The organism is Priestia sp. SIMBA_032, assembly GCF_046535215.1.
GTDB lineage: Bacteria > Bacillota > Bacilli > Bacillales > Bacillaceae_H > Priestia > Priestia aryabhattai.
The window spans coordinates 1-267 of the sequence record NZ_JAWRXD010000777.1; the positions used below are offsets into that span (position 1 = coordinate 1).

1 protein-coding gene is annotated in these 267 nt (G+C 59.9%); it reads right to left on the reverse strand.

Going from position 1 to position 267, the window contains the following annotated elements:
* Positions 1 to 22 precede the first annotated feature (22 nt).
* Positions 23 to 267 (reverse strand): hypothetical protein (locus SB717_RS36425; protein WP_410907902.1); only part of this gene is annotated, 245 nt, incomplete at its 5' end.

The window sequence follows — 267 nt, forward strand, 5'->3', positions numbered from 1 at the left end:
GTCAATACGGTCAACGGATTCTTCAACCATGCGAGTCGCTTGAGAAAAGTTCAAGTTGATGCGCGAACTCGGTCAGCTGGAAGCGCTGGGCCAGCGAGCGTAGCGACATCAGTTGGCCATACAGTTCCGGCAGTTCTGCTGCCGAGGCGTCAAGCTGTTCGATCACGCCCCGCATGTAGCCCAAGTCCAGCAGCGACCTGAGCCTCGTGCGCAAAGCTTGTGGCAGGCAGCGGTTGTTCGCCTGCGGACCGGAAAGGGGCGGCATCG